At 67.5% G+C, this 25,996-nt stretch carries 25 protein-coding genes; 8 read left to right on the forward strand and 17 right to left on the reverse strand.

What is annotated here, in order from left to right; all coding sequences use genetic code 11:
- Window positions 1-78 precede the first annotated feature (78 nt).
- From RIF23_RS17720 to RIF23_RS17730, 3 genes are all read left to right on the forward strand, one after another.
- Window positions 79-669 (forward strand): DUF1707 SHOCT-like domain-containing protein, encoded by a 591-nt coding sequence (locus RIF23_RS17720; protein ID WP_310913708.1) that lies wholly within the window; start codon window positions 79-81, stop codon window positions 667-669.
- A 113-nt stretch (window positions 670-782) separates the two neighbouring features.
- The gene (locus tag RIF23_RS17725) at window positions 783-2,171 is read left to right on the forward strand and encodes a class II fumarate hydratase (RefSeq protein WP_310913709.1); all 1,389 of its coding nucleotides are present in this window, start codon (window positions 783-785) and stop codon (window positions 2,169-2,171) included.
- Window positions 2,172-2,427: 256 nt separating this feature from the next.
- Window positions 2,428-4,083, forward strand: coding sequence for a serine/threonine-protein kinase (locus tag RIF23_RS17730; RefSeq protein WP_310913710.1), 1,656 nt, complete (start codon window positions 2,428-2,430; stop codon window positions 4,081-4,083).
- 141 nt (window positions 4,084-4,224) lie between these two features.
- On the opposite strand, the gene RIF23_RS17735 is transcribed toward RIF23_RS17730, so the two are convergent.
- The 7 genes from RIF23_RS17735 to mca all read right to left on the reverse strand — a co-directional run bounded on the left by RIF23_RS17735 (window position 4,225) and on the right by mca (window position 12,218).
- Entirely contained in the window at window positions 4,225-4,866 is a 642-nt protein-coding gene (locus RIF23_RS17735) for an aggregation-promoting factor C-terminal-like domain-containing protein (RefSeq protein ID WP_310913996.1), read from the reverse strand.
- Between the two features lie 572 nt (window positions 4,867-5,438).
- Complete coding sequence (locus RIF23_RS17740) at window positions 5,439-6,764, reverse strand: PhoH family protein (RefSeq protein ID WP_310913997.1); 1,326 nt, start codon at window positions 6,762-6,764, stop codon at window positions 5,439-5,441.
- Window positions 6,765-7,416: 652 nt separating this feature from the next.
- Window positions 7,417-8,178 carry an isoprenyl transferase gene (locus tag RIF23_RS17745; protein ID WP_310913711.1) on the reverse strand — a complete coding sequence of 254 codons (762 nt, stop codon included), beginning with the start codon at window positions 8,176-8,178 and terminating at the stop codon, window positions 7,417-7,419.
- A complete protein-coding gene (locus tag RIF23_RS17750) occupies window positions 8,165-8,758 on the reverse strand; it encodes an RNA polymerase sigma factor (RefSeq protein ID WP_310913712.1) in 594 nt (197 codons plus the stop codon). Before RIF23_RS17750 ends, RIF23_RS17745 begins: the two co-directional genes overlap by 14 nt.
- 289 nt (window positions 8,759-9,047) lie before the next feature.
- Complete coding sequence (locus tag RIF23_RS17755) at window positions 9,048-11,054, reverse strand: thioredoxin domain-containing protein (RefSeq protein WP_310913998.1); 2,007 nt, start codon at window positions 11,052-11,054, stop codon at window positions 9,048-9,050.
- 64 nt (window positions 11,055-11,118) lie between these two features.
- Window positions 11,119-11,334: a hypothetical protein gene (locus tag RIF23_RS17760; RefSeq protein WP_310913713.1), complete on the reverse strand. Its 216-nt coding sequence runs from the start codon at window positions 11,332-11,334 to the stop codon at window positions 11,119-11,121.
- Window positions 11,335-11,339: 5 nt separating this feature from the next.
- Entirely contained in the window at window positions 11,340-12,218 is an 879-nt protein-coding gene (gene mca / locus RIF23_RS17765; RefSeq protein ID WP_310913714.1) for a mycothiol conjugate amidase Mca, read from the reverse strand.
- A 163-nt stretch (window positions 12,219-12,381) separates the two neighbouring features.
- Here mca and RIF23_RS17770 point away from each other — a divergent pair, with 163 nt between their 5' ends.
- Window positions 12,382-12,789 (forward strand): DUF4307 domain-containing protein, encoded by a 408-nt coding sequence (locus tag RIF23_RS17770; RefSeq protein ID WP_310913716.1) that lies wholly within the window; start codon window positions 12,382-12,384, stop codon window positions 12,787-12,789.
- A gap of 397 nt (window positions 12,790-13,186) precedes the next feature.
- The gene (gene greA, locus RIF23_RS17775; protein WP_310913717.1) at window positions 13,187-13,687 is read left to right on the forward strand and encodes a transcription elongation factor GreA; all 501 of its coding nucleotides are present in this window, start codon (window positions 13,187-13,189) and stop codon (window positions 13,685-13,687) included.
- A gap of 109 nt (window positions 13,688-13,796) precedes the next feature.
- Here greA and RIF23_RS17780 read toward each other — a convergent pair whose 3' ends face one another.
- The 3 genes from RIF23_RS17780 to RIF23_RS17790 form a co-directional block, all read right to left on the reverse strand.
- Entirely contained in the window at window positions 13,797-15,203 is a 1,407-nt protein-coding gene (locus RIF23_RS17780; protein ID WP_310913718.1) for a hypothetical protein, read from the reverse strand.
- A 200-nt stretch (window positions 15,204-15,403) separates the two neighbouring features.
- The gene (locus RIF23_RS17785) at window positions 15,404-16,576 is read right to left on the reverse strand and encodes an FIST signal transduction protein (protein WP_310913719.1); all 1,173 of its coding nucleotides are present in this window, start codon (window positions 16,574-16,576) and stop codon (window positions 15,404-15,406) included.
- Between the two features lie 106 nt (window positions 16,577-16,682).
- The gene (locus tag RIF23_RS17790) at window positions 16,683-17,513 is read right to left on the reverse strand and encodes a GntR family transcriptional regulator (RefSeq protein WP_310913720.1); all 831 of its coding nucleotides are present in this window, start codon (window positions 17,511-17,513) and stop codon (window positions 16,683-16,685) included.
- A gap of 140 nt (window positions 17,514-17,653) precedes the next feature.
- Here RIF23_RS17790 and RIF23_RS17795 point away from each other — a divergent pair, with 140 nt between their 5' ends.
- The gene (locus RIF23_RS17795; RefSeq protein WP_310913721.1) at window positions 17,654-17,845 is read left to right on the forward strand and encodes a hypothetical protein; all 192 of its coding nucleotides are present in this window, start codon (window positions 17,654-17,656) and stop codon (window positions 17,843-17,845) included.
- 119 nt (window positions 17,846-17,964) lie between these two features.
- On the opposite strand, the gene RIF23_RS20865 is transcribed toward RIF23_RS17795, so the two are convergent.
- The 6 genes from RIF23_RS20865 to RIF23_RS17820 all read right to left on the reverse strand — a co-directional run bounded on the left by RIF23_RS20865 (window position 17,965) and on the right by RIF23_RS17820 (window position 23,000).
- Entirely contained in the window at window positions 17,965-18,429 is a 465-nt protein-coding gene (locus tag RIF23_RS20865) for a zinc ribbon domain-containing protein (protein ID WP_407659504.1), read from the reverse strand.
- On the reverse strand, window positions 18,347-18,574 hold the full coding sequence (locus tag RIF23_RS17800) for a transposase (RefSeq protein ID WP_310913722.1): 228 nt from the start codon (window positions 18,572-18,574) through the stop codon (window positions 18,347-18,349). The genes RIF23_RS20865 and RIF23_RS17800 overlap by 83 nt, the downstream gene beginning before the upstream one ends.
- A 479-nt stretch (window positions 18,575-19,053) precedes the next feature.
- Window positions 19,054-19,509 (reverse strand): ribonuclease HI, encoded by a 456-nt coding sequence (gene rnhA / locus RIF23_RS17805; protein WP_310913723.1) that lies wholly within the window; start codon window positions 19,507-19,509, stop codon window positions 19,054-19,056.
- A 108-nt stretch (window positions 19,510-19,617) separates the two neighbouring features.
- On the reverse strand, window positions 19,618-20,763 hold the full coding sequence (locus tag RIF23_RS17810; RefSeq protein ID WP_310913724.1) for a cystathionine gamma-synthase: 1,146 nt from the start codon (window positions 20,761-20,763) through the stop codon (window positions 19,618-19,620).
- Window positions 20,764-20,870: 107 nt separating this feature from the next.
- Complete coding sequence (locus tag RIF23_RS17815) at window positions 20,871-21,494, reverse strand: DapH/DapD/GlmU-related protein (RefSeq protein WP_310913725.1); 624 nt, start codon at window positions 21,492-21,494, stop codon at window positions 20,871-20,873.
- Window positions 21,495-21,632: 138 nt separating this feature from the next.
- A complete protein-coding gene (locus tag RIF23_RS17820) occupies window positions 21,633-23,000 on the reverse strand; it encodes a cystathionine beta-synthase (protein WP_310913726.1) in 1,368 nt (455 codons plus the stop codon).
- A gap of 216 nt (window positions 23,001-23,216) precedes the next feature.
- Between RIF23_RS17820 and RIF23_RS17825 the strand changes: the two genes are divergently transcribed.
- Together RIF23_RS17825 and RIF23_RS17830 are read left to right on the forward strand one after the other, a co-directional pair.
- On the forward strand, window positions 23,217-24,440 hold the full coding sequence (locus RIF23_RS17825; protein WP_310913727.1) for an acetyl-CoA C-acetyltransferase: 1,224 nt from the start codon (window positions 23,217-23,219) through the stop codon (window positions 24,438-24,440).
- A gap of 178 nt (window positions 24,441-24,618) precedes the next feature.
- A complete protein-coding gene (locus RIF23_RS17830; protein WP_310913728.1) occupies window positions 24,619-24,864 on the forward strand; it encodes a DUF4287 domain-containing protein in 246 nt (81 codons plus the stop codon).
- Window positions 24,865-25,064: 200 nt separating this feature from the next.
- Here the strand turns inward: RIF23_RS17830 and RIF23_RS17835 are convergent, their stop codons facing one another.
- Complete coding sequence (locus tag RIF23_RS17835) at window positions 25,065-25,955, reverse strand: Bax inhibitor-1/YccA family protein (protein WP_310913729.1); 891 nt, start codon at window positions 25,953-25,955, stop codon at window positions 25,065-25,067.
- Window positions 25,956-25,996 lie beyond the last annotated feature (41 nt).

Raw genomic sequence — 25,996 nt, forward strand, 5'->3', positions numbered from 1 at the left:
CGAGATCCGGCGAGTGGTTTCCACCGCCACTGTTCCGACGACGCGCCGTGTTCCCGACCCTCGATAGGCTTGGGTTCCATGAGCGAGGGAGTGCCCCCGCCCCGGATGCGCGCCGGCGACGCTGACCGGGAACGGGTCCTGGCGGTGTTACGGGATGCGGCAACGGACGGCCGGATCGACCTCGACGAACACAACGAACGCGCCGAACGGGTCCACACGGCGCGGACCCTGGGCGAGCTCGTGAGTGTCACCGAAGATCTACTTCCACCCGCCGAGCAGCCCATTCAGCTGCGGTCCGAGCCCGTGATCGCCCTGTTCCGCGGTGAGCGCCGAGCGGGCCGCTGGGTCGTTCCGGCGCGGCACGTCAGTTTCGCTCTGGGCACCACGGTCGAACTGGACCTCCGCGAAGCACTGATGGTGCGTCGGCACGTGCGCATGCACGCCTCGGCGATATTGGGACGTGTGGTCGTCCACCTCCCGGACGAGGTTGAGGTTCGCATCCGGGGCTGGGCCTTCCTGGGGCGCCGTCACACCAACACGCGTCCGCCGCGCAGCGACGATCCGCCGATCCTGGAACTGGAGGGATTCTGCCTGCTGGGCTCACTGCGGGTGCGTTCCCCGCGGCGGCGCTGGTCCCTGTGGCGCAGACGCCGACGTGAGCTGGAGTGAGGCTGCTGAATTCGTGCACAGCACGCTGGGCGCCACTGGCCTCCCCCTCGGACGTGCCCGCCACCCGTCTGGCAATCTTGGGACCAGGTTGTTCCAGTGGAGGTCAGGAGACGATGAGTGAATTCCGCATCGAGCACGACTCGATGGGTGAGGTACAGGTGCCCGTTGACGCCAAGTGGCGCGCGCAGACCCAACGGGCGGTGGAGAACTTTCCGATTTCCGGCCAGGGCTTGGAGAACGCGCATATTGCGGCCCTGGGGCACATCAAGGCGGCCGCAGCCCGCGTCAACGCTGAGCTTGGCATGCTGCCCAGCGACATGGCCGAGGCGATCCACGCCGCGGCCAGCGAGGTAGCGGCGGGGCAGTGGAACGACCAGTTCCCCATCGACGTGTTCCAGACCGGTTCCGGCACGTCCAGCAACATGAACACCAACGAGGTGGTGGCCACTCTGGCCTCCGAACGACTGGGCCGGGACGTTCACCCCAACGACCATGTCAACGCCGCCCAATCCTCCAACGACGTGTTCCCCTCCGCGATCCACATCGCCGCGACGCAGGCGGTCGTGAACCACCTGATCCCGGCGCTACGGGAGCTGGAGGGTGAGTTGACCCGCAAGTCCGTCGAGTTCGCGACCGTGGTCAAGAGCGGGCGCACGCACCTCATGGACGCGACTCCGGTGACCCTGGGACAGGAGTTCGCCGGTTATGCGGCACAGGTGCGCACGGGCGTGGAGCGGCTGGAGGCCGTGTTGCCCCGTGTGGGCGAGCTTCCGCTGGGTGGAACCGCCGTGGGAACGGGGATCAACACCCCCGAGGGTTTCGCTGGCCGGGTGATCGCCGAGATCGCGCGCACCACCGGGCTTCCACTGTCCGAGGCACGGGACCACTTCGAGGCCCAGGGGGCCCGGGACGGGTTGGTGGAACTGTCGGGGCAGCTGCGCACGATCGCGGTCAGTCTCGTGAAGATCGCCAACGACATCAGATGGATGGGCTCTGGTCCCCGCACCGGGCTGAGCGAACTGTACCTGCCCGATCTCCAACCCGGCTCATCGATCATGCCCGGCAAGGTCAACCCCGTCCTGCCCGAGGCCATGCTTCAGGTTGCCTCCCAGGTTGTGGGCAATGATGCTGCCGTTGCCTTCGGTGGCTCCTCCGGGAATTTCGAACTCAATGTTCAGCTGCCCCTGATCGCCCGCAACGTACTGGAGTCGATCCGGCTGCTGAGCAACATCTCGCAGGTATTCGCCCAGCGGTGTGTGGCCGGTCTGACGGCCAATGAACAGCAGTGCGCCGAGTACGCCGCCTCCTCACCGTCGATCGTTACGCCGTTGAACCGTTACATCGGCTACGAGGAGGCCGCCAAGGTCGCCAAGCAGGCCCTGGCACAGAAACGCACCATCCGCGAGGTTGTCCTGGATCGCGGCTACATCGAGCAGGGCCTGCTCACCAAGGAGCAGTTGGACGAGGCCCTGGACGTGTTGGGGATGACCAACTCCCAGTAGGCTCGTTCTCCGGAGTCACCAGCGCCGGACCCGGTCCACACGTGCCGCCATGAGCCGTTGGGGTTCGTGGCGGCACTGCGTGTGGGTCCGGACTGTTGTCCAGGGCTGTCCTGAACCCAACACCCCTCCGTGTGTGCCCACAGGTGTCCCATTCCGGCCGCACACAACGGGCAACAGCATGCATGTGGTGCACGTCTGAGCGCAGTACCCTGCGCAGTACCCTGCCTGTCAACCCGCGCCCCCAGGGGAGATGTTCATGTCAGTGGAAGAGCGGAACGGAGAACGCATCGTCGCGGGACGGTATCGCCTGCGGCGGGAGCTGGGTCGCGGCGGCATGGGTGCGGTCTGGCACGCCTGGGACGCCGACCTGGAACGGGACGTCGCCATCAAGGAGGTCACCCTCGGTAGCGACCTCAGTGAACAGGAACGCGCCGACGCCCACGCCCGGGTACGCCGCGAGGCCCGGTCCGCCGCCCGGTTAAGCCACCCCGCGATCATCGCCATCCACGACGTCCTCGAACATGAGGGCCACCCCTGGATCGTGATGCAACTCGCCGAAGGCAGGTCCCTGGAGAAAGTCCTGAACGAGGACGGCCCGCTCTCCCCCGCCACCGTACACAGTATCGCCACCACCCTCATCGACGCCCTGAACACCGCCCACCAAGCCGGGGTCGTCCACCGGGACGTCAAGCCCGCGAACGTCCTCTACACCACCGACGGCAAGCCCTTCCTCACCGACTTCGGTATCGCCAACATCGAGGGCGAAACCTCCATTACGCGCACGGGCGCCCTGGTTGGTTCTCCCTCCTACATGGCTCCCGAGATCCTCGAGGGACACCCCGCCAGCCCGGCCACCGACCTCTGGAGTCTCGGTGTCACCCTCTACGCCCTCCTGGACGGCGGCTCCCCCTTCAACCGCCCCACCCTGCCCGCCACCCTCAGTGCCATCGTCAATGGCGACATCCCACCCCCCACCAATGCCGGCCCACTGACCCCCACCCTGATGGGGCTCCTCACCCGCGACCCCAGCCACCGGCTCGACGCCGCCACCGCGGCCACCCAGCTCGCCCAGACTCCCGTCCACCAGACCCGGTCACCATCGGGGGGCAGCACCATGGCCCCGCCTCCCGCTGCGGCCCCAGGGACTTCCCCGGTCCAGCCGGCACACGCGCCACCACCGGGTCCCAGCACGCCCCCGCCACCCGGGCCAGCCGTTCCACCGTACGGGCCCACGGGCTCCAGCCCGGCGCTGTCCGGACCGTCCGGCCCCACCCCACGTCCGGATCACGTCCCGCCCGGGCCTCCAGCCCACTACTCCACCGCGGGGAGTGCTCCCCGGCCATGGCTGCTGTGGACCGCTGCCAGTGCGGTCGTGGTCGTGGTGCTGGTTCTGGTTGCCGCGACCGCCTGGAGCGTTCTCTACTCCGCGGACTACGATCTCTACGATGAGGTGGGATTCGCCGTGGAGTATCCCGCGGGGTGGGAAATCGACGAGCAGCATGACGATGACAACGATATGTACACCGACTTCGAACACCCCGATGACGAGATACGGATGACGATTGGGGTGTACACCGACCCCGCGGAGTTCGACGCGCGCACCCAGCTCGAGGCGTTTGTCGACGGGGTGTCCCCCGACGCGCAGGACGAGCCGGAGCAGGTGCGGCTGGACGAGGAACCGGACACCCACCATCCCGCCGACTGGGACGTCGCCATCGGAGAGGTGCACTACACACTGATTCCGCAGGAGGCGCGCGCCTACGACGATCCGGAGCGGTTCACCGTGGTGCGGGTGATCCATGTGGAGTCGGACCTGTACTACTTCCTCAGTTGGAACGGTGCCCAGCAACTCCGGGATGAGTACGAAGCGGAGATCCAACATTCGCTGGAGACCTTCAATCCGCCAGCCTGAGGTCCCGTGGAGCCGTTGGTCACCCCGCACCGGACCCGAGGTGGCAGGGAAGCCCCGGCCACGACATGAACCCGGGTGGGCAACGTTTGTGCCCACCCGGGTTCATGTCGTGGGCGGGGCTGTGGCGACCCGCCTCGCCCGTCAGTACCAGTTGTGCTGCTGGGAGTGGCCCCAGGCACCGCACGGGCTGCCGTACTGCTCGTCGATGTAACCCAAGCCCCACTCGATCTGGGTGGCGGGGTTCGTGCGCCAGTCAGCCCCGGCCGAAGCCATCTTGTCACCCGGTAGGGACTGTGGAATGCCGTAGGCACCAGAGCTGGGGTTCTCCGCGGTGTGGTCCCAGTTGCTCTCCTTCTCCCACAGGTTGTCCAGGCAGCTCCACTGGTCCTGTCCCCACCCGTAGTCGCCGAGCATGGCCTGGGCGATCTCCCGCGGAGATCCGGATGGCACCGAGCCTCCGGTGGCCTCGGGCTCTTCCTCTTGTTCTTCCTCTTCTTCCTCTTCTTCCTCGTCCTCTTCGACCGTGCCAGCGGCGCTGGCTGCGGATCCGGCGGTCACCTCGGACGACTGTTCCTGGAGCGCCTCCAGCTCCTCCTCGGACAGGTCCTGTCCCTCACCAAAGAACGGGCTGCTTTCCTCGGTGACTTCCGGGGCCGCCTGCGCGGAGGTCTGCTCTGGTTGACCACTGTCCGCGAACGCGGACACGGCAAACGTTGCGCCCACGACCATCGTGGCCGATCCGACCGCTGCGGCGGAGCGCAGCGAGATCCGATTGAGTAACAAGGAGTGCCCTTTCGTCAGTCGCACGTCGCGCGGGGACACGCGATCGACCCTCCCCCAAGGCCAGAGTCATGTGGTGGACGGAACCTTGGGGTGTCCTGGTTCCGTCGATGCGGCCGAGCGCCGGGGGCTGGCGAAACGTGTGTTCACGCCACGCGCTCCGGGGGTTCCTTCACCTGATCGGGAACCACAATGCCGCATCATCACAGGCGAATAACGCAAAACAGTATATGACCTGAATCACACTCATGACGACCGTATCGGTATAGAGCACCCTGAGCGCCGCGGTGCGGGGCATATCCGTCTCGCTCCCCACCCCGACAGCGCAACAGTGACGTGTCCGACACCGAAAGGGGGGATACTCACGCCGACGTGAGTATCGCAACCGATGCGGCCCCGGAGTGGGTCTGGGAGTGTACCGATCGCGGTGCCGTGAACCGGGTCAGCCCAGGACGGGGGCGGGCTACGGGGCACGACCGCACCGGGGTTCGGCGCACGCCGAACCCCGGTGTCTCCCGCGCTACTCCCTGGGATACGCGGGATATGCGGATACACAGCAGACGCCAACCGGGCGGTCAGCCAGCGAGGAGCTTGGTCACCAGTGCGGCAATCTGGGACCGTTCCGAACGATTCAGGGTCACATGGGCGAACAGGGGATGCCCCTTGAGCCGCTCCACCACCGCGGCCACACCGTCGTAGCGCCCCACCCGCAAGTTGTCCCGCTGGGCCACATCGTGTGTGAGGACAACGCGTGAGTCCGCACCGAGCCGGGAGAGGACCGTCAGCAGGACGCCACGTTCCAGCGACTGGGCCTCATCGACGATGACGAAGGAGTCGTGCAAGGAACGGCCCCGGATGTGGGTCAGCGGTAGCACCTCCAACATTCCCCGCTCGACCACCTCGTCGATCACGTCCTGGGTCGTGAGCGCGGAGAGGGTGTCATGGACGGCCTGGGACCACGGCGACATCTTCTCGTACTCGCCGCCGGGCAGGTACCCAAGCTCCTGATCCCCGACGGCGTGCAGTGGCCGGAAGACCACCACCTTACGGTGCTGGCCTCGTTCCAGTACCGCCTCCAGCCCCGCGCACAGAGCCAGTGCCGATTTGCCTGTTCCGGCACGTCCCCCCAACGAGACGATCCCGATGTCGGGATCGGTGAGCAGGTCCAAGGCTACGCGCTGCTCGGCGCTGCGCCCATGCAGACCAAAGACATCCCGATCCCCGTGCACGACCCGAACCGATTTGTCCGGCAGTACCCGTCCCAGTGCCTTGCCTCGCTCCGAGACCAGAACCAACCCCGTGTGGCACGGAAGCTCGCGGGCGGCCTCGATGTCTGCCGTTGCGGAACGAAACAACTCGGCGACCTCGTGTGCGGGAACGTCCAGCTCGGCCATACCGGTCCAGCCGTGTTCGATCGCGAGTTCGGCCCGATACTCCTCGGCGCTGAGACCGATGGAGGACGCCTTGATACGCAGGGGAAGGTCTTTACTGACCAAAACGACGTCGTGTTCCTCCAGGGCCAGCGCGCGAGCTACCGCCAGGATCCGGGTATCCCCGGAATCCTGCCGAAACCCCGCCGGCAGGACGCCCGGGTCGGCATGGTTCAGTTCCACCCGTAGCGTGCCGCCTTCCTCATTGACCGGAACCGCCTCGTCGAGACCGCCGTTCTCCTCCCGCAGATCGTCCAACAGGCGCAGTGCCTCCCGGGCGAAATAGCCGAGCTCGGGATGGTCGCGCTTCGCCTCCAGCTCGGTGATAACGACGATCGGGAGGATCACCTCATGCTCGGCGAACCGCGCCATCGCTCTGGGATCGGCGAGCAGGACGCTGGTGTCGAGAACATAGGTACGCCGCTGTGGGGTGTCACACTCCTGAGTCTGGTGACTGCTGTGGCGACGGATCGAGGAACTAGCCACTCGTTCTCCCCCGGGCACCACACGGGCGCCCTCGTAGCACGGGACTCCAAGGACCGGGCGGCCCGGCAGGGCCGGGACCGGCCCTGGGAGAGAACAGTTCCTGACACGTACAGGACCGTCACTACGTCGGGCCTCCCGAGCGGCCGGGACGTGCGCCGACCGCCATTAGTGACCGTACCCGGCACGATCGACGCGCAACAGTCCTCAGCGGTAAATCCCTGGGGTCCGTCCGGGAACGACTCCGGGGCTGGTTCGCCACGGGCACCACCCTGCGGCAGCGGCGGGTGCACCGTGTTCCACCATGCTGGCCGTGGCCACAACCCACCAGGGGACCGGACCACCCCCCGGATTGGGCGCTTGGCCTACGCGGGTGACGGTTGCCTCGCCAGGAATGTGGTCCCGGTGCCTGGCCTCCCGTGCGGGCTGCCTCAGCAGCCGGCAGCGGCGCGCCCTGGCAGTGTTCCCCGTCCCCCGTTTCCCGTCCCCCGTACGACGGCCAGCGGGGCACGGGTGGCACGAAGGCACCTCAGGTCCGGTAGCCACTCCGACGAGGTCGGTGTGTCCACGGTGATCCCGCCGGGCCCACCAGGGTCCTCAGCGCATCGACCCGCCCTCCGGCCGCCCCAAAAAACGGACCCTAGCCGCCGAACCGTCGGCTGCGGGCCCCAAAAGCCCGCAGCGCCCGCAGGAAGTCCACCCGGCGGAAGGCCGGCCAGAAGACTTCACAGAAGTAGAACTCCGAGTGCGCGCTCTGCCACAGCAGAAATCCGGACAGTCGCTGTTCGCCCGAGGTGCGAATCACCAGGTCCGGGTCGGGTTGGCCGCGGGTGTAGAGGTGCTCGCCGATGTCGTCCAGTTCCAGCCGGCTCGCCAGCTCGGTGAGGGTCGTGCCCTTCTCCGCCTCCTCCAGCAGGAGCGATCGCACCGCGTCCGTGATCTCCCGCCGTCCCCCGTACCCCACCGCAACGTTCACGATCGGTCCCGGGTTGTGGGCGGTGTCCGCGCCGGCTTCCTTCAACACCCGGGCTGTGGGTTCCGGAAGCAGGTCGTGCGCCCCCATCGGGTTGACGTGCCAGCCCTCACTGCGCAGGCGCTGCACCGTGGACTCGATGATGTCGAGGAGCGGGGCAAGTTCCTGCTGGGGCCGAGAGAAGTTGTCGGTGGACAACAGCCAGAGGGTGACGACCTGCACCCCGACCTCGTCGCACCAGCCCAACAGGTCGAAGATCTTGTCGGCCCCCGCCTGGTGACCGTCCTGCACACTCACGAAGCCACTCGTGCGGGCCCAGCGCCGGTTGCCATCCAGGATCACACCGACGTGCTGGGGAATCTGGTAGTGCCCCAGCTCCCGTTCGAGTCGTCGTTCGTAGAGCCAGTACAGGAGGTTACGCAACCCCATGCGTCGCTACCTTTCGCTCACCCGCGGAGAGGGAGCGCCGCAGGTGCTTGCGCCCCTCGTGAATCCTTGACTTCACGGTCCCCAGGGATAGTCCCAGGGCCCGTGCGACCTGTTCGTAGTCCACCTGGCACAAATCCCGCAACACGAGTGGCCGCACGAGGTCGGGACGTTCCCGCTCCAGCTCGTCCAGGGCTTCCAGCAGTCCGATCCGCGATCCGGAGAGCACGCTCGTGGTGCGGGGGTCCTGGGGCGGGACGATCACCTCGTTCCCGGTGATGGACTGGGCCCGCTGACGCGCATGCTCGCGCAACGCCCGGTACGTCTGGCGGGCAGACTCCGACACCACGGTATACAACCAGGGGGTGAACGACGAATCGTCGGCGCGGGTGTGGATATCGCGACTCACCCGGGACAGCGCCTGCCGGCATGCTTCGGCTGCGTCCTGCCGGCAGGGGAGGAAGCGGGCACAGCGCCGGAGCACCTCCGGGTGCAGACGCCGCACCAGCGCGTCCAGTGCCGCCTCGTCACCCATACGTGCCCGGCTCGCCAGACTCTCGACGCACGTCGTCCCACTGTTCACGGCGACCCCTCGCAAATCCTGGGTCAGCAGGCCAGGGCACCGGATGGGTCCCGCCGGCGACGACGGGGCTGGTGCGCATGGCGCGCCCCGACCAACCGCACGGACACGCTGTGGCGCCCGAAAAATGCCCCATCCTCACGCATACCCGCTTGGTACGGCTTTCCCGACCGGCCGCCGTCGAACCAGGATGACCAGTTCCGGACGTGGCACGCACGAGCCGGCCGCATGGGGCCGAAGCATCATATGCCGGACGCAGACCGGAGGCCTCCCCCGGAGGCTATGGCCGGAGTCAGGCTTCGACCAGGGCGCGACGCAGCTGTTCCACGGAGGTTACCGGGCGCTGGCAGGTCATCTGACGACACACGTAGGCGGCTGGCCCATCATCGACGGGAGCACGTCCGCGCAGCAACGGGACCCCATCATCCTGGTGACCATCCCCCAGGGCGATCACTGCCCCCGGACTGGTACAGGTCAGTGCGGCGGCATGGAGCTGCTCCCGGTCCGGGCTACCGGGTTGCCCCACAACCGCGATCTCGGTCGGACCGGCCAGGAACGCCTCCGCCACGGCCAGTCCCCACCCAGCGAACCGGGGAGCGCGCTGGGCCAGCAGGGGCAACGGAGCCAACGCCGCATGGGCGGCCGCCCGGTGTCGTTGGGAGCCGGTCAGCGCCGCGTAGCTCAACAGCGCCCCCGCCGCCGCGAACTGCCCCGACGGGGTGGCGTTGTCGGTTGGATCCCGCGGCCGTGTGAACAGGGGCTCGGCGTCGTCCGGGGTGTCGTAGAAGCCTCCGCTGCCGTCACCGAAGCGGGCCAGCACCACCTCCAGAAGCTGGCCGGCGACGTGCACCCATTCGGCTTCCCCCGTGACGCCGTACAGGGTGATCAGGCCTTCGGCCGTGTTGGCGTAGTCCTCCAACACCCCGGCGTTCACACCGACCTTGCCATCGCGCGAGGTGCGCAGCAGGCGGCCGTCCCGCAGGTGGAGATCGACGAGAAGGCGGGCCGCAGTGCGGGCGGCGTTCACGAGGTCCTCCCGCCCGAACAGCGCTCCGACCTCCGACAACGCGGCGATCGCCAAACCGTTCCAGGCAGCAACGATCTTGTCGTCCCGTTCCGGCCATACCCGCGCGGAGCGCTGCTCGGCCAGGCGCTGTCGGATGCTCTGGTAACGCGAGACGTCCTCGGGGTCCTGCTGGAGTTGCAGGACCGAGGTGCCGTGCTCGAAGGTCCCCTGTTCAGTGACCCCGAACACCGTCGCAGCCCAGTCGCCATCGGCGGCACCGAGTGCCGTACGCAACTGTTGGGGCGTCCACACGTAGAACAGCCCCTCCTCACCCGCACTGTCTGCGTCCCGAGCCGATGCGAACCCTCCCTCCGGAGTGCCCAGGTCCCGCACCATCCACTCCGCGGTCTCCAAGGCGACCCGCCGAGCCAGGGCACTTCCGTTGCTGCGCCACAGGTGCGCATAGGAGCGTGCGAGCAGCGCGTTGTCATAGAGCATCTTCTCGAAGTGCGGCACCGTCCAGTGCTCGTCCACGGAGTAGCGGGCGAATCCACCGCCCAGCTGGTCGTAGATGCCGCCACGTGCCATGGCCTCGGCGGTATGCTCCGCGACCTCGAGGGGGCTGGTATCCGTACGGCCGGTCCGGTCATGGTGCCGCAGCAGGAACTCCAGCACCATGGACGGGGGGAACTTCGGCGCGGATCCGAAACCACCGTTGACCGTGTCGTACTCGGCGTACAGGGTGCGGTGTGCGACCGCGAGAAGTTCCGCGTCAATCGTGGGCTGCGGCGTGGCGGCGCTGTCGAGGGGGCTGGGCTGGCTGAGTGCGGCGACCACCCGCTGCCCCTGGTCGAGAATCTGCTCCCGCTGGTTCTGCCACGCCTCGGCCACGCCGTGCAGGAGCCGCTGGAACTGGGGACGGGGAAAGTAGGTACCACAGTAGAACGGTTCCCCGTCCGGTGTGGCGAATACGGTCATGGGCCAGCCACCGTGCCCCGTCATCGCCTGGGTGGCGTTCATGTAGACGGCGTCGACGTCGGGCCGTTCCTCCCGGTCCACCTTGACGTTGACGAACAGCTCGTTCATCGTGCGGGCGGTCGCCTCGTCCTCGAAGGACTCGTGCGCCATGACATGGCACCAGTGACAGGCGGAGTAGCCGATCGACACCAACACGGGCACATCCCTGCGCCGGGCTTCCGCGAACGCGTCCTCTCCCCAGGGGTGCCAGTCCACCGGATTCTCGGCGTGCTGGAGCAAGTAGGGGCTGGTGGCATGGGCGAGACGGTTGACCATGCCCCCACTGTGCCGCACCGACACCACTCGTGGCGACGCTCGCCACCGGGGGCTGCGGTGGGTACTACGGGTTCTGGTCTGGGCTGGGGCGGCGATGCTCCGGTACGGGCGCGGGGGGCTGCTCCCGAACCTGGACCAGCTTCTGGCGCATACTGCGCAGCAGGAAGAACAGGCCGGCGCCAACGGCGAAGATGACGAGGAACCCCAGAACTCCCGGGGTCACACTCTCGTCCGGTACTCCGGAGTCGGCCAACGCGAACAGGATGGTTTCGGGGCTCATAACAGCTATGTTCCCACGCGTTCGCGAACGCCAGCGAAGAGGTCCGTCTCCGGAAGCTCGGTGCCCACTGCGGACCGGGCCAGATGGTAGTCCTCGGTCGGCCAGGCCACCCGCTCGACATCCCGTGGCACCGCGAACCACATTCCGTTCGGGTCCACCTGGGTGGCGTGCGCGAGGAGTGCGCGGTCCCGGGCGGGAAAGTAGTCGGCACAGTGCACCCGGGTGGTGATGGTCCACTCGGACCGTCGTCGAGCGCGGATTCGCTCCATCCACTCGGCGAACGGATTCTCCAGCCCCTGCTCGGCAAGGGCCCGGTCGATGGCGTCGAATCGGGCCATGGGAAACGAGACGTGGTAGTAGAGCTTCAGGGGCTGCCACGGAGCCCCGGCCTCGGGGTACCGGTCGGCGGCCCCGGCCGCGTCGAACGCCTCGACCGAGACCTGGTGGCACTTGATGTGGTCGGGATGGGGGTAGCCGCCCTGCTCGTCATAGGTGAGCATCACGTGCGGCCGAAAGGTCCGTACCGAGTGCACCAGCGGGGCCGCGGCCTCCTCCAGGGGCTGGATCGCGAAGCAGCCCTCGGGCAGTGGGGGTAGCGGATCTCCCTCGGGCAGGCCCGAGTCCATGAATCCGGAGAACTCCTGGTGTACACCCAGGACCTGGCGCGCCTCGGCCATCTCCTTACGCCGAATCTCGGCGATGTTGTCCCGAATCTCGGGTCGGTCCATGGCGGGGTTGAGAATCGAGCCGCGCTCGCCACCGGTCAGGGTGACGACGAGCACATCGACGCCCTCGGCCACGTACCGCGCCATGGTGGCGGCACCCTTGCTGGACTCGTCATCGGGATGGGCGTGAACAGCCATCAACCGCAGGTGCTCGGACAACGGATCGGTCCCCTCGGGGTCACTGGGCAGACAGTCACCACGGCCACCCGAGCGACCGCGTCCCGTGGATCCCTGGCTACGGGGGGTACGGGGGGTGCGCCGGTGACCTGTGTCGGTTAGGGCTATCTTAGACAACGTCGCCTCTGCGTTCGGAGATTCCCGTATGTCCTCTGACTCCACCGAAGCCGGCCCGCCGCCCGGGGAGACGACACCCCGGCGCTTCGGGAACGCCCCCGTGTTCGGGCTTCTGGCAATCGGCGTTGTTGCCGTGCTGTTCACGCTCGGCTGGGGAACGTGGATGCTGAACTACACCGGCGCCGGCTACAACGTGCCACACCAGGTGATCGCCTGGGATACCCCCTCGGAGACCTCCGCGTCGATCACCTTCGAGGTCAACGCCTCCGCGCCGACGAACTGCCTCATCACCGCGTTGGACGAGACTCATGTTGAGGTCGGGCAGGACGAGGTCGAGCTCAGCGAGGGGATTTCCACCGTCGAGCACACCTTCGATACCACCCGTCAGGCGTCCATGGTGGAAGTGACCTCGTGTCGGGAACGCTCCCCCGAGTAGTCACCGGGCGGATCTCGACCGGTGACTGCTCTGAGCGAACAACGCCCGTGCGGACGTGCCGGTGGCAGCGAGTGTGCGGGCGGTGCGCTGCGGGTAAACTGGGTGGTTGCATCTCGTGCGCGGGCAGTACCCGGCAGTGTCCGGCAGTGGCCATCCGTCACCTCCGCCCCATGGGGACGACCTCCCCATCCGCACAGGGCAGGGCCCGGCCCGGCGGTTTCCCGGCGGACGACGTGACGCCGCTGGCACTCCCGGATCTGGCGGCTCACCGGGGAGTTTTCTTCCCCTGAGTCCACAGTTTTGTCGCTCCTGCGGTGACAGTGCACGGTGCTAATCTCGTAATTTCAGCTGCGTCCGCACAGACGCGCAGTTCCTAGTAGACACCTTGGGAGTTCCCGTGACCGAGACCCGCGATGACAACGTCACCTGGCTGACCCAGGAGGCGTATGACCGGCTCAAAGCGGAACTGGAGCACCTAACGGGGCCAGGTCGCATCGAGATCGCCGACCGGATCGAAGCCGCTCGGGAAGAGGGTGACCTGAAGGAGAATGGTGGCTACCACGCCGCCAAGGAGGAGCAGGGCAAGATCGAGGCGCGTATCGTTCAGCTCCAGCAGATCCTGAACAACGCACGGGTGGGTGACGCCCCGCGCAGCGCGGGCACCGTCGGTCCCGGCATGACGGTCACCATCAAGTTCGCCGGGGACGACGAGGAGATCACCTTCCTGCTCGCCTCCCGGGAGGAGAGCGGCGCGCCCATCGATGTCTACTCGCCGAAGTCGCCTCTCGGTCATGCCATCAACGGCAAGAAGGTTGGCGAAACCGCCAGTTACAGTCTGCCCAACGGCAAGAGCACCAGCGTCGAGATCATCGACGCCGTCCCCTACGGCGCCGAGTAGCCGACCGGTCGAGAATCCGCCACCAGCCACAGCGGAGAAACGCAGGTGTCGTCGGTGGATGTGCGGGGACGGGGCAGTGGACCGTCCCCGCACCCGCGTTCTCCGCGGGTCACTCCTGCTCGCAGTCGGCGATGCGGAGATCATCCGGGTCCGCTTCCGGATCCGGGTCCCGCTCGGAGTCGGCCGGCACCAGGTCGACGAAGGTCGCGGGCAGGTAGTTGTCGGGGCCGATGCGGTACCACAGGGTGCTGACACCGTCGGGGCCGCGCACCGATGTTCCGGTGGTCCGACACTCGATGTCGACGTGGGCACTGTGGGCCGCACGCCCGACATCGTCGGCGGACAGGTCGGCAGCGGAGCGTAGGACCACCGGGTCACTCCGGCTTTCGGTGCGCACCTCGCCCCGATGCTGGTAGTCGCCGGTCCATAGGTAGTCGACGTCCACCCAGCTGTTGGTGGGGAGGTCCAGCCCGGTACGGAACGCGCCGTCGGCGAGGTCGATACCTGCCGGATTACGTACGGTGCGACCGAAGCCGTCCTGGCCGCCGTTGTAGTCGTCGAGGTAGGCCGCCTGTGCCTGCGGGAGCCCCCGCGGAAGGTCCACCCAATTCTCCCGGTCCAGGTTCCAGTGGTCATCGCTGATGTTCCAGGGACCTACATCCCACACGGGTACGTATATGCACCGCTGCGTGCTCTCCGCGCACACCCGCACGGTGTAGTTTCCACTGTTGCGTTCGGCCAGGCCGCGCCGGGACGGTAGGGCCACGAAGTAGTCTTCGCTGCCTACGGTGTGCCCGTTCGCTGTCGTGGCCCCCACCAGACCGATCCGGGTGGCGAACAGACGCGCCGAGTACGGGGAACGGTGTTCTGGTTCGGCCTCCACGGACTCGCCCCGACCCTCAGCCTCGTCCTCAGGTTCGGGACGAATACGCACCGCAGAGACCTGGGCACTTCCCCCTTCCACATCCGTCACGTCCACGTCCACGGCGAGTCGAACCTGTACCCTCTCGGAGCGCAGCGGAAGTGTCACCATGCCACCGTCGGGCGTCACCGCCCGCTCAGGTGGCACGGACCGCCATTCGCTCCAGCCGCCGTCCCGGCGTGCTCCCCGCGCCTCCACCAGCAGCTCTGCATCCTCGGCGTCGGGCGTGGCACGCGCCGACCCCGCGCCCGGGCCGGGTTCGACGGCAACGCCCAGGGCCTCCGTTGCGTGTGGGAGCTCCCGCGCGGGGAAGGTGATCAGACCCTCCGGGACACTCACCTCCCCCGTTGCCGGGCGCTGCGGCCCCGGCGGTGAGGCACGCCGCTGCTGGGCAGCGCTGGTGGCTACGGAGGCGCGCTGTGCCTCATCCAGGGACAGCTCGATCCAGTCGTCGCCGTCAACGGGGCCGGGCTCCGGAGCAGCCGGCGGCGCCAGGACGACCGCGAGTAGCGCGGCGACTGTTGTGGCTGCGGCGCCGGCCGCACCACGAGGCGCGGCGCCCGTTGTCCCGTGGCTGGTCCCGGAGTGTGACATCGATCCCGCTCCCTCATGCACGGATGAATACTCCAAGTAAGGACACAGCTACCGATAAGAGCAAAACCGACACGCCGGAGCGAGTTCCCGAACGAGGGAGAATCGGACGCGTCAGCGCCACATCGGCGCTGGTCGCCCTGCGGCGACTGGGCATGCCAGTACCGGGGCCTGTACCGGTCGGGCATGACCACTCGGTGTCTTCAGTCGTGTTCGTCCCCGGTGAAGGCCAGCAGGCACGCTGTGAACCCGTGCACGTGGTTGCGGCCGGAGACCGGCCCAATCTCGCCACCGGCGAAGAACCCCCCGACCGGATCGATCCCCAAGGTGCGGCGGACACTGCGCACATCGTGATCCGCCGTGGCGAACATGTCACTTCCGCGCCCGTTGCAGGAGAACAGCAGTGCACCGGCGGCGCGACCACCCGTGTCTTCGGCGAAGGCCTCCAGCCGTTCGATGAGGTCCTTCTCTGCGGTATCCCGGTCCCGAACGTGGAATCGGACGGTCTGCCCCACGTCAACGGCCTCGCCCACCACGATGGAGCCGGCCTCGGGATCGGCTCCGACGATGGCTCGGATCAGAAAGTCTCCGTGCTCGTGACTGTCGGCGTACTCGTCCATCGCGATCCCGACCTGAAGCCCTTCGGTCACGAGATCCTGCTGTTCGGGCGGGAGAGAGCCAACGATCTGTTCCAGCTTGGTGTAGGCCGGAGTCCCGGCGATCTCCTTGAGCACGTTGTCCTCGGACCGGGTGACGGCGACGGCCGGCCCAACCGGGGAGCAGCCCTGGCTCACCGCAGTTCCCAGGACGCCGGATCCACCGAGGAGGATCCCCACCGCTCCCCGGTCCACAACCTCGCCCAGGCAGAATAGTCGGACGTCGTCGCGGCCGCCGATGGCATCAGCCAGTCCCCCGACCACAGGCAGGTCGCCAAGAGCCTCAGTCGAGGTCCGCACGAACGCCTGGGCCGGAAATGTGTAGGGGTTGGCGAGCAGCAGGGCGGCACGGTCGCTCGCAGCAGGTTCGGCCATACCCACCACAGCGACCCGATCATCCTCGGCGAGTGTGTCCAGGGTGAACGGTGTCATGGTCACCTCGGGCAATACCGCCGCCCAGACGCTGACCGCTCCCTGGTTCTCCACTCCTCGCCCGTCGCCGATGACGCCGGTCGAGCTACATCCGATGGTCACCGCGTCCCCGGACAGAGCCATGGCCCGCTCGCCTGCCAGGGCCACCTCGTCTGCGTCCTGGCCGCTCACAAAGACGCAGACCAGATCCGGCATGGCGTCCAGGGCTGCCAGTGCCTGCTGCACGGCGCGCTCCGCGGCGCTGACCAGGTCGGTGCCTGTCGCCAGGCCGTCCCCAAAGCGAGCCACCCGTCTCACCCACAATCGTTGACCTGCCCGGTCCTCGGTATTCCGGGCACTGTGTTTCCAGGCTCCCAAACGTGCCGAGTCAACGGGAAGTTCGCCGGGCGCGGTCTCAGCGTTCGATCAGGGTCACGTCCGATCCGAGAACGAGTACCCGCTCGTCGACCTCCCCCTCCGCATAGAGCAGTTGGTGACGGTCCGCGGGCATCACGGTCTGGATATCGCTGATCGGCTGCTCCCCGGAGTAGGCGATGCGGTCCTGCACGATCAGCGGCAGGCCGGGCGGGGTTCCGAAGGACTGGCGTTCCTGCGGCGAGGGCATCCGGGCACTAACCAGGTCGTAGGACCAGGTTCGTTCGTACCCCAGCTCCCGGAGGACCTCCCGGGTTCCCCGCTCGATGTGCTGTGGGATGGAGAGCTCGGTGTTCATCGCAATCGTGGCCGGGAAATGGGAGACCTGCCGCTGCCAGAGCTGCCCCTCCACGAAACGGTCGCAGATGCGTTTGACCACCTGTCGCTGGGCAATCGGTAGTTCCGGGTCAATCCCGAGCCGCACCGCCCGTGCTCCCGAGGCGGTGTCCAGGGCGATCTCCACCGTCTCCACGATCTGGTCGTAGCCAGCGGCCCGCATATGGGGAGCGTAGCCGCGCTGGAACCGCTCCGAATCGACATAGCCGTGCACGGAGGTGGCCAGGTGCACGATGGGTTGGTTGTTGCGGACGTAGGTGCCGCTGCCGTGCCGGATGACGACCAGTCCCTCGTTCTGGAGCACTTTCATCGCATCGCGGACGGTGTTCCGGGAGATCTCGAACTCCTCGGCCAGGACCTCCTCGGTCGGTAGCCGAGCGCCCTCGGCATAGCTACCGTCACCGATTCGCGCACGCAGGCTCTCGGCGACCCAGTCACGCTTGCTTTTCGACCCAGAGATCCGATCCGAATTCATGCCAACCAATCTACTCGTTTTGTTTACGCAGACGGGGGACGGGCACACTGGAGACACAAGAGGTTGGCATGACTCCAATCACAGGACAGAGGAGATTGATCGGTCTCATGCCTCCACCGCACCGTGGGAGGTGAACACCGGTGGGAATCCTGATCGCCATTACCGGGATACTGCTGTTGGTCTGTGCGTTGGGCTGGCTGACTGCGGTCTCCCTCGGGATGCGGCTGGACGACAGGCGGGGGGCCTATGGGGCCATCCGAGCCGACTCCGAGCGCGGCACGCTCGCCCGGGTCGGCCGGAGGGTCGTCGGTCTGCACGTTGCTGAGGACTGAGTTGCACGGGACGGCAGCGAGCCAACCCCCGGTTGGGGGTACTGGAGAGGTTTGCATCGACGCCCGGCACCCGCACCACAGCCGAGGCACCCCTCGACAACGCCCCGGCTGTGGCTCCGCTACTGATTCCGTCGTCGAATGTCAGCATTCCGGACGTTTCCGACCGGAAGGTCCGTGACGGTGTCACCACAACGCGAGTTGGGTGTCCTGACGACGGTCTCTCGCTTCTGTCCGCTCGCGCGGTTGTCGCCACCCGCCCGCCCCGCCGCTGCCTGACGACTGGAACGAGTGGTGCCAGTCGCACGGTCAGCTCTGCGAGCCTTCGACACGTGCGTGTCCCGGTCTCCGGTCACTCCGGTACCGGCCATGCGTGCCGCCAAAGCGGCGAGGTTCAACGCGGCGTTGTGGTCCCGGTCCAACGTCAGGCCACAGGCATCGCAGGTGACTGTGCGCGCGCACAGGGGAGCTTGGCTTTCGCCGCCCCGAATCCGCTGCACGTTTTCAACGAGGCGAACCACCGGTCGGCCACGACCAGCCGCCGCCGTTCCAGGCGGTCCTGTAGGTGAGCTGTCGGCGGATCTCACCGAATCCCGCGTCAGCGATCGACCGGGCCAGCCGCCGGTTCTGGAGCATGCCAGACACGTTCAGGTCCTCGACCACCACCGTCCCGTACTCACGGGCGATGCCGGTGGTGAGTTCGTGGATCGCGCCCGTGCGCAGGTTCGCCACCCGGTGGTGGATCCGATTGCGCTCAGCATTCGTCTCGCGCCACCGGTTCGACGGTCCCTGCCGGGTCGCCGATCAGGCCCCTGGCGTCGGGATACCGTTCGGGACGCCCTGCGGAGCCCCAGGAAAGGCACAAGCATGTTCGGGTCCGCGTCAGTGCCCCGCAGCGCATCCCCGGCCGCGCTACCCGTCACATGAGAACCACCCTGCCGAACCCGTGGTTCGTCCCCGCAGGCCCCGGCCCCGCTGTCCGTCGGGCAGCGGAGTGCCCCCAGGGCGCGCCGACGTCGGCGGCGGCCACTACCACGCCCTGTCCACGCAACCGATACCTCCTCAGGCCCGGCCCAGACCGGATGCCCACCCAACCGCCCAGGGAACCACGGCCGCGAGCGGCATCGCTCGCAGAACGCACTCCCCCGCACCGCCGTCAAATCCCGCGGCCCCCGCACCCACGCCTGTCCACGAAGCACTGCCCGCTCGTACTATCCCGCGGCTTCGTCCCGCCCACGACAGGCCAAGGCATCAGCCCGATCGTTGCCAGCGTCGCCGCTGTGCCCCTTGACCCACTTCCACTGCACATCGTGCTCTGCCGCGATCCGATCCAGCCGCTGCCACAGGTCGGCGTTCTTCACTGGCTTCCGGTCTGCGGTCAGCCACCCTCGACGCTTCCAGTTGGCGATCCACTGGGTGATGCCCTGACGCACGTAGGTGCTGTCGGTATGCAGTTCGACCGAAGCCCGACGAGTCAGGCTCTCCAGAGCCTGGATCGCGGCCATCAGCTCCATCCGGTTGTTCGTTGTGCGGGCCTCACCCCCGTAGAGCTCCCTGGAGTGGTTTCCACAGCGCAGCACTACCCCCCAGCCTCCGGGGCCAGGGTTACCACTGCATGCCCCGTCCGTGTGGATAACCACCGTCGACCCGTCGTCCGTTTCGTCCACCGAATCCCCTTACCGCTCCCGTGACGTGGTGGCGGGGCGACCGCCCCGCCGCGTGGTGTCTGCACCGCACATCGTCCACCCATCCCGCCCTCGGGATGGGTGGACGCTTCACCCGGGGAGGGCCTGACGCAGATCGGCCAGCTGGTCCTGGACATCCTCGATTCCCACCGACAGACGCACCAGATCGTCGGGAACTTCCAGCGGCGAACCAGCGGCCGACGCATGCGTCATCCGCCCCGGATGCTCGATCAGCGACTCCACCCCGCCCAGCGACTCGGCCAGCGTGAACAACCGCGCACGGTCACAGACGGCCAGGGCAGCCTCCGCACCACCCACGAGCCGGAACGAGACCATGCCCCCGAAACCACGCATCTGCCGGGCGGCGACCCCGTGGCCCGGATGCTCGGCCAGCCCCGGGTACAGCACCTGACTGACCCCCGGATGCTCCACCAACTCGGCGACGATACGTTCGGCGTTGGCGCAGTGCCGATCCATACGTGCGCCCAGGGTCTTGATCCCCCGCAGGGTGAGCCACGCATCGAACGGCCCCGGCACGGCGCCCATCGTGTTCTGGTGGAAAGCGAGTCGCTCCCCGAGTTCGGGTTCGGCGACAACCAGGGCACCACCCACAACGTCGGAATGACCACCGAGGTACTTGGTCGTGGAGTGCACGACCACGTCGGCGCCGAGCGTGAGGGGCCGCTGGAGATAGGGGGAGGCAAAGGTGTTGTCCACCACCAGCAGGGCGCCAGCCGCGTGCGTGATCTCGGCGAGCGCGGAAATGTCGGCGATGTTGAGCAACGGATTGGTCGGAGTCTCCACCCAGACGGCGACAGTCTGTGGCCGGATGGCGGCCCGCACTGCCTCCGGGTCGGACAGTGCGACGGCGTCGAACTCCACTCCCCAGGAGCTCAGAACCCGGGCGAACAGCCGGTAGGTTCCGCCGTAGGCATCTGAAGGAATCACCACATGCGCCCCGGGTCGGGCGACCGTCCGCACCAGGGTGTCCTCGGCGGCCATCCCCGAGGCGAACGCCAGTCCTCGGGCGCCCTGTTCCAGCGAGGCGAGGCATTCCTCCAGTGCGGACCGGGTGGGATTTCCCGTTCGGCTGTACTCGTAGCCACCGCGCAGGCCCCCCACCCCGTCCTGACGGTAGGTACTGACCTGGTAGATCGGAACGGCCACGGCCCCGGTCTCGGTGTCAGCCTCCTGACCGGCGTGGATCGCGCGTGTATCAAACCCGTGGAACGTCATGGCCCAACCCTAGGCGTACCCGGTGGGTGCTGGTGGTCGATCGCGCACACCCACCGGCCGCTGGACGGAACCACTGGATCCCCCGGCCGGGCCGCCGTCGAGCGGAGTCATGCGGGGGAGCTGATCGGCGGGTCCCATCCCTTGTTGGGGTCATAGCGACGGACCACACGTCCGGGAACGCCCGCCACGACACTGTGGTCCGGATACGTGCCCGGCCGCACCACCGTCCCCGCGGCAACCACACAGTTCCGCCCGATCTGCGCCCCCGGGAGTATGACTGCGGAAGCTCCCAACCAGGAGCCAGAGCCGATGCTGACCGGGTCATCCACCGGCCACTGGAACCCCACCGGGGTCGCGGTATCGGTGTAGGTGTGGTTCTGGTCGGTGATGTAGACGTAGGGCCCCGCGAACACGTGATCGCCGATCTCAATGCGCGAGTGCGCGACGATGTGACTGCCACGGCCAATCGCGCAGCCACTCCCGATCCGGATCACTGTCCCCGCGCCCAGGTCGTGTCCCGGCGTCATGCCCGCCGTCAGTGTGATCTCAGCACCGAGAACAGTGTGCGCCCCCAGGCGGATCCATGGCTCCCCGAACACGGTGGCGGGTGGGAACGCGATGGACGTGCCGGGCCCGAACGCCGCGAACCTGCGCGCGGCGCGCGACCCGGCACGGATCTCTCCCCACCGTCGCAGCCAGGACCATGCTGCCTGGCTGAACCACGTCAGCATGCCGGCCCTCCCCTGACTACCTGGCGGTAACAATCGGGGTCACCCTAGTACGGGTTCCCGACATCCCCGCCGGCACCCCGGGGCCAATGGCGGCCCCGATCGGACAACGGGCCTCGGCCGGGCCGATGGAGGTCCGGGTCAGGCCGCGAGATAGGCCAACAGGTCCTGCCGAGTCAGCACCCCGGCCGGCTTTCCGTCCTGCTGGACCACGACCGCACCGCTACCCTCCAGCAGACGTACGCAGCGACTGACCGCCTCCCCGTTTCCGACGACCGGGAGCGGCGTGCCCATGTGTCGTTCCACCGGGTCCGCCATCTGCGCCCGCCCGGCGAACAGCGCGTCCAGCAGGTCGCGTTCGGCGATGGAACCGACCACCTCGGCCGCCATGACCGGAGGTTCGGCCTTCATCACCGGCAACTGGGAGACACTGTACTCCCGCATGATTTCCACGGCGGTGCCGACCGTCTCGTCCGGATGCACGTGGACGAAGTCCGGCAGGCCACGGTTCTTGCCCGCAAGCACCGCACCGGCGGTGGTCTCTTCGGTCTCGGACTCCAGGAACCCGTAGTCAGCCATCCACTCGTCGTTGAAGATCTTGGTCAGATACCCACGCCCGCCATCGGGCAACAGGACCACGATGACGTCCTCGGGGGAAACCCGTTCCGCGAGGCGTTGCGCCGCCACCACCGCGGTGCCGCACGAGCCGCCGACCAGCAGGCCCTCCTCCCGTGCCAACCGCCGGGTCATCACGAAGGACTCCTTGTCACTGACCGGAATCACCTCGTCGCAGATGGAGGGGTCATAGGTCTCGGGCCAGATGTCCTCCCCCACGCCCTCCACCAGGTAGGGCCGACCACTGCCACCCGAGTAGACCGAACCCTCCGGGTCAGCGCCGACAATCCGAACCCGCCCGTCGGAGACCTCCTTGAGGTAGCGTCCCGCCCCGGTGATGGTCCCTCCCGTACCGATCCCCGCGACGAAGTGCGTGACCCGGCCGTCCGTCTGCTCCCAGATCTCCGGCCCCGTGGAGGCGTAGTGGGAGGCCGGATTGTTGGGGTTGGCGTACTGGTCCGGCTTCCAGGCACCCGGAGTGGTGGCGGTGAGGCGGTCGGACACCGAGTAATAGGAGTCCGGGTGGTCGGGTGCGACCGTGGTCGGGCACACCACCACCTCGGCACCGTAGGACCGCAACACGGCGAGCTTATCGCTGCCGACCTTGTCCGGACACACGAACACGCAGCGGTATCCCCGCTCCTGGGCCACCAGCGCCAGTCCCACGCCCGTGTTGCCCGAGGTTGGTTCGATGATGGTTCCCCCGGGTCGCAGTTCTCCGGACTCTTCGGCCGCGGTCACCATCCGCAGCGCAATTCGGTCCTTGACCGACGCCCCCGGGTTGAAGTATTCGACCTTGGCCGCGACCGTGGGTCCCGCCTCCGGCACCAGCGAGCGCAGCCGCACCAACGGCGTGTCGCCCACGAGGTCCAGCAACGAGTCGTGAATCCGCATCGCCTCTCCTGCCCTGGAATCTGCCCTGATTCTGTGGGTTGCCCCTGGTCCTGACTCTAGCCCCACACCCGGGCGCGGACGGCACGCCACCATCACGCTACGACACGGATTCATCTACTGTCGGTATCGCTCCAATTTCGTCCCCCGACGACTCGCCACCGCCAGCGAACGAACTAGGCTACCGACCAGTAGCACTGCGAGTGAGGAGGCAGCATCATGCCCGAAGCCGTCATTGTCGCCACCGCACGCTCCCCTATCGGGCGGGCGTTCAAGGGCTCCCTGAAGGACGTTCGCCCCGATGACCTAACCGCCCAGATCATTCGTTCCACCCTCGACAAGGTGCCCCAGCTGGACCCCAGTCAGATCGACGACCTGATGGTGGGATGTGGGCTTCCGGGTGGAGAACAGGGATTCAACCTCGCCCGCGTGGTCGCGGTGCAGCTCGGCCTGGACGGGGTTCCCGGAACCACCACCACCCGCTACTGCGCCTCGTCCCTCCAGACCACGCGAATGGCCTACCACGCCATCAAGGCCGGTGAGGGCGACGTCTTCGTCTCCGCTGGTGTGGAAATGGTGAGCCGCTACGTCAGCGGCAACAGTGACTCCCTCCCGGAAACGCGCAACCCGCTCTTCGGGGAGGCCGAGGCCCGCACGGCCAAGCGCGCCGAGGGTGGCGCCCCGACCTGGCAGGATCCGCGCGAGGACGGATTGCTGCCGGATATCTACATCACCATGGGACAGACGGCGGAGAACGTCGCCCAGCTGCGCAACGTGTCCCGGGAACGGCAGGACGAGTTCGGGGTGCGTTCGCAGAACCGTGCTGAGGCCTCGATCGACAACGGCTTCTGGGAGCGGGAGATCGCACCGGTGACCCTGGCGGACGGCACGGTCGTCTCCGCCGACGACGGCCCGCGTCGCGGAACCTCGCTGGAGAAGGTGTCCTCCCTCGAGCCGGTGTTCCGCCCGGACGGAACCGTGACCGCGGGCAACTGCTGCCCACTCAACGACGGCGCGGCCGCAGTGGTGATCATGAGTGACCGCAAGGCAGCCGAGCTGGGGATCACTCCCCTGGCGCGCATCGTGTCCACGGGGGTGAGTGGGCTCTCCCCCGAAATCATGGGACTGGGACCCGTGCAGGCCTCCCGGCAGGCCCTGAACCGGGCGAACCTGAGCATCTCCGACATTGACCTCGTCGAGATCAACGAGGCGTTCGCCGCACAGGTTCTCCCCTCCGCCGACGACCTCGGCATCGATGTGGAGAACCAGCTCAATGTCAACGGTGGTGCCATCGCCGTGGGGCACCCCTTCGGCATGACCGGGGCCCGCATCACCGGAACCCTACTCAACGGGCTTCAGTTCCACGACGGGACGATGGGTCTGGAGACCATGTGTGTCGGCGGCGGCCAGGGCATGGCCGCGGTGTTCGAACGCCTCAGCTGAGGCACACACCGATACTGCCACCGACACCGACACTGGCACTGGCACTGTCGGACACAGGCGCCGGGTGGGGAGTGTCCCCACCCGGCGAAATAATCGCAAAAGCTGGGCGCCAGGTCTTGTCCAAATCGAGATTGTCTTGCAGTGTCGCTGGTAAGTGCCGCACAGTTCGGAGGTGCCTATGTCGGTGACCCACTCGCCGGAGACCCACGCGCTACTCCTCGCCCGCATCCCTGTTGTGACCGGCCGTGACCTCCACGAGTGGTTCGACAGGCTGGAACACGGCCCCGGGGTGGCCCGCTGCCAGGAGCGCGCCACGTGGCTCGCGGACGAACACGGCATCAGCGACGCCTATGCCCGTGCCCTGGTTCTGGAATATGACCGCAGCCGCCGCAACCGTTCCCTGATTCCGCCACAGCGCACCTGAGGCCCGTCCGCGCCCGTCTCTGGGGCCACAACCGCGTTCGGGCTGCCGGAGTACCGGTGCAGCCCGGCGCTGGAGTCCGTCTGGCCCACACCATGAACGCGCCGCTGCCTCGTCTGCTGTGGACGAGGCAACGGCGCCCGAGTTGAGTCGTCCATGGAGCCCCGCCCGCGGCTGGGCGAGGGCATCCATCGGCGAATGCTCTAATCGGCGAACATCGACTTCAGGATCCAGATCATCCGCAGGATCTCGATGTAGATCCACACGAGCGTCAGCGTCAGGCCGAAGGCAAGCTGCCAGGAGAACTTCTCCGGCATGCCGGACGCGATCGCGTCATCGACCATCTTGAACTCGATGGCCAGCATCAGCGAGGCGATCACGACGGCCACGAGGCAGATGATCAGGCCGAGCCAGCTGGGCTCCCGCAGGCCCAGCCCGCCCGGGATGAAGAACGCGAGCACGAAGTTCGCCAACAGCGCGATGACCAGACCGATGGCCGCTGCCGAGACCACCTTCACGAAGGTGTTGGTGACCCGGATGACCTCGAATTTGTACAGGGCCAACATGGTTCCGGCCACGAACAGGGTGCCCAGTACGGCGGGCACGACGAGGCTCCCGGCGGCACCGATGCCCTGGGCCGCGAGGTTCATCTCCAGGATGAAGCTCAGGCCCCCCACGAACAGGCCCTCGAGAGCGGCGAAGATCATGATCAGGACCGGGTTCGTGGACTGCTTGAACCCGATGACCAGCCCGAGGACCATCCCACCCAGGGCCCCGACGATGGCCAGTGGGTAGACCAGCCCGGGGTTGACCATGGTGCCGACGAAGTAGGTGATCACTGCGGTCAGGATCACCATGCCGAGGGTCAGTCCGGTTCGGACCACGACGTCGTCGATGGTGACCGGGCGTTCTCCGCCACCCATCGGCGCCTGGGGGCCTGGGTAACCGGCCTGAGGGTAGCCGGGTTGGCCGTAGGGCTGGCCGGCCTGTGCATAACCGGCGTAGCCCTGCTGGTACGGGGCCCCAGGGGCGTATCCCGCCTGCCCGGAGCCCACAGCCCGCTTCAGTACGGGGTTGGAACTGCTCATCCGCATGGTGTCGCAAGCCCTTTCCGGGGTATCACTGGTCTGCCCCA

Source organism: Lipingzhangella rawalii (genome assembly GCF_031628175.1).
Classification (GTDB): Bacteria; Actinomycetota; Actinomycetes; order Streptosporangiales; family Streptosporangiaceae; genus Lipingzhangella_A; species Lipingzhangella_A rawalii.